This window comes from Eudoraea sp. (assembly GCF_049665975.1).
In the GTDB taxonomy this organism is placed as follows: Bacteria; Bacteroidota; Bacteroidia; order Flavobacteriales; family Flavobacteriaceae; genus Eudoraea.
Genome location: NZ_JBATGR010000526.1, coordinates 1 through 3538, shown reverse-complemented (window position 1 = coordinate 3538; position 3538 = coordinate 1). Strand labels below are relative to the sequence as shown.

3 protein-coding genes are annotated in these 3538 nt (G+C 39.2%); all 3 read left to right on the top strand.

Translation table 11 applies throughout. The features are described 5' to 3' along the window. On the top strand, window positions 1–2201 hold a 2201-nt coding region (locus tag WBN20_RS16580), incomplete at its 5' end, for a transglycosylase domain-containing protein (RefSeq protein WP_424282489.1). Between the two features lie 126 nt (window positions 2202–2327). Then, entirely contained in the window at window positions 2328–3029 is a 702-nt protein-coding gene (locus WBN20_RS16575) for a CoA transferase subunit A (RefSeq protein WP_424282488.1), read from the top strand. A gap of 21 nt (window positions 3030–3050) precedes the next feature. After that, window positions 3051–3538 (top strand): 3-oxoacid CoA-transferase subunit B (locus WBN20_RS16570; protein ID WP_424282487.1); only part of this gene is annotated, 488 nt, incomplete at its 3' end.

Here is a 3538-nt window from a genome sequence, read left to right as displayed (position 1 = left end):
CTTTTGAACGACTGGAGAATCCACAGACAAATTTGGCCACCGAGATCATCTCTTCAGATGGTCAAACCCTTGGAAAGTTTTATTTAGATGACAACAGAACCCCCGTGTCTTATGATGAACTGCCCCAGAACCTGGTAAATGCCTTAGTTGCCACAGAGGATGCAAGATATTATGAACATTCCGGAATAGACGCAATAGGTACAATAAGAGCGATAGTATTCCTTGGAAAACGCGGGGGGGCAAGTACTATATCGCAACAATTATCCAAACTGCTTTTTACTAAAAGGATATCTGGTGGAGTCCCGGGTAGAATTATCCAAAAAGTTAAAGAATGGGTAATAGCAATACGACTGGAAAGGCAATATACCAAAGAAGAGATTATTGCTATGTATTTAAATACCTATGATTTCATTAATAATGCAGATGGAATACGCTCGGCATCAAGAATTTATTTTGGAAAAGAACCCCTTCAGTTAAAGACTGAGGAATCTGCTGTACTAGTTGGGATGTTAAAAAATTCTTCGCTCTATAACCCTATCAGAAGAGAAGAATTAGTATTGAATCGACGCAACACCGTATTGGGTCAAATGGCTAAATATGACTTTATTACAGAAAAGGGAAGAGATTCACTGCAGGCCTTAAAAATGGATATAAATTTTACTCCGGAATCACATGGGGATGGCCTCGCCACCTATTTTAGAATGTATTTGCAAAAGTTTCTTAAAGATTGGATTGAAAAAAATCCCAAACCTTTAGAAGAAGGCGGAAGAGATAGGTGGAATATTTATTTAGACGGTCTTAAAGTTTATACAACCGTCGATTACCGAATGCAGAAAAACGCTGAGGAAGCCGTGAAGCAACATATGAAACGACTTCAAAAAGAGTTTTTTCATCAAAATACTCCGGATAGGAATGCAACAGCACCTTTTTTGGACCTGAATTCTGAAGAAACAAACGGAATTATTGAGCGTGCCATGAGAACTTCGGAACGCTGGCGCATCATGAAGTCTAATGGTGCATCTGAGAAAGAGATCAGGGCATCTTTTACCGAAAAAACGGAAATGACAGTATTTGATTGGAATAGTGACATCCAGGAGAAGGATACTATTATGACCCCTTTAGATTCCATAAGATATTATAAAACCTTTTTAAGGGCTGCAATGATGTCGATGGAACCACAAACAGGTCATGTTAGAGCGTGGGTAGGCGGACTTAACTATAAACATTTTCAATACGACCATGTAATTCAGGGAGCAAGACAGGCCGGCTCAACCTTTAAACCATTCGTTTATGCTGCCGCGATTGATCAATTAAGATTATCACCCTGTGATTCACTTCCGGATAGTCAGTATTGTATTGAAGCGGGGAAACATGGAAACCCCGAACCATGGTGCCCAAAGAATGCTGATGGAAAATATTCCGGAAAGATGTATACTTTAAAGCGCGGGCTTGCCAATTCGGTAAATTCGGTTACCGCACAATTAATTGATAGAGTAGGGCCTAAACCTGTTGTAGCAATTGTAAAAGACCTTGGTTTAACCGGAGAAATTCCTGAAGTCCCTTCAATTGCTTTAGGAACACCTGATTTTAATGTATATGAAATGGTAGGTGCTTATGGTGCTTTCGTAAATCAGGGTGTTTATGTAAAACCAGTGATGGTTACCCGAATTGAAGATAAGAACGGTACAGTTCTCTATGAATACGTTCCTGAAACAAAAGACGTGCTGAGTAAAGAGGTAGCTTATGCAATGGTTAATTTAATGGAAGGTGTAACAGAAGGCGGTTCAGGAACCAGACTACGGCATACTTCCGGTAAAGACCAAACGGTATATAAAGAAATAATCACAGGTTACCCATATAAATTTACAAACCCGATTGCTGGTAAAACGGGAACAACACAAAACCAAAGTGACGGCTGGTTTATGGGAATGGTTCCTAATCTGGTTACTGGCGTTTGGGTTGGAGGAGAAGACAGAGCTATACATTTTAAGAGCATAAGATATGGCCAGGGGGCTTCTATGGCATTGCCCATATGGGCTTTATATATGAAGAGCAATTATGCAAATGAGGAATTGGGAATTTCTAAGGATGAATTTCCAATACCTGAGGAGCTTACTATCAATGTTGATTGTAATAAAAAAGATGAAGAAAACCCAATAAAAGATAATCTTGAAGATGACCTTGATGATTTTAATTTTTAAAAAAAATTGATATTATTCTAGATTTATCGAATTAAACTAATCCTGCTAAAAAGCGGGATTTTTTATTTAAAAATGTATTTTAGTAGCAATAGGAAATAGCGCTTTTAATTAGCTAATTTAGTACTTATGATACGTAAAACAGTGGCCAATGTTCAGGAAGCATTACAAGGGGTAGAAGACGGGATGACCTTTATGCTTGGAGGTTTTGGACTTTGTGGTATACCTGAAAACGCAATTTCTGAACTCGTTCGTTTGGGAATAAAGGATATTACCTGTATTAGTAATAATGCAGGAGTTGATGATTTTGGTTTGGGATTATTACTGCAGAAACATCAGATTAAAAAAATGATCTCCTCATATGTAGGTGAAAATGACGAATTTGAACGACAAATGCTAAGTGGGGAATTAGATGTTGAATTAACACCCCAGGGAACCCTTGCAGAAAAATGTAGAGCGGCACAAGCCGGTTTCCCGGCCTTCTATACCCCGGCCGGATATGGAACCGAAGTGGCAGAAGGTAAGGAAACACGAGATTTTAACGGTAAAATGTATGTTCTGGAGCACGCCTATGAGGCCAATTTTTCATTCGTTAAAGCCTGGAAGGGCGATGAAGCCGGGAATTTGATTTTCAAAGGAACTGCACGAAATTTTAATCCCTGCATGTGCGGTGCCGCGAAGATAACCGTTGCAGAAGTAGAAGAATTAGTCCCGGCTGGTGATCTTGATCCAAATGAAATACATATCCCTGGTATATTTGTACAACGGATCTTTCAGGGGGAACAATATGAAAAGAGAATTGAACAACGTACTGTAAGATCGAGGAGCTAAATACTAATTAAGGATTATATTATGCTGGATAAAATTGGTATCGCAAAAAGAATTGCAAGGGAAGTGAAAGATGGATATTATGTCAATCTGGGAATTGGTATTCCAACCCTTGTTGCTAATTATGTCAGAGATGATATTAGCGTTGAATTTCAAAGTGAAAATGGCGTTTTAGGAATGGGTCCATTCCCTTATGAAGGCGAAGAAGATGCCGATATTATTAATGCGGGCAAACAAACCATTACCACTTTACCCGGGGCTTCTTTTTTCGACTCTGCAACAAGTTTTGGAATGATTCGTGGAAAACACGTTGATCTGACTATTCTTGGAGCTATGGAAGTGTCGGAGAATGGAGATATTGCCAATTGGAAGATCCCCGGAAAGATGGTAAAAGGCATGGGTGGAGCAATGGATCTTGTTGCTTCTGCAGAGAATATAATTGTGGCCATGATGCATACAAATAAATCAGGAGAATCAAAGCTGCTAAAAAAATGTTCGCTGCCGCTTACTGG

Excerpts from the sequence above, each read along its gene's own strand:
- WBN20_RS16575 (WP_424282488.1), top strand. The coding sequence starts at position 2,328 with ATGATACGTAAAACAGTGGCCAATGTTCAGGAAGCATTACAAGGGGTA.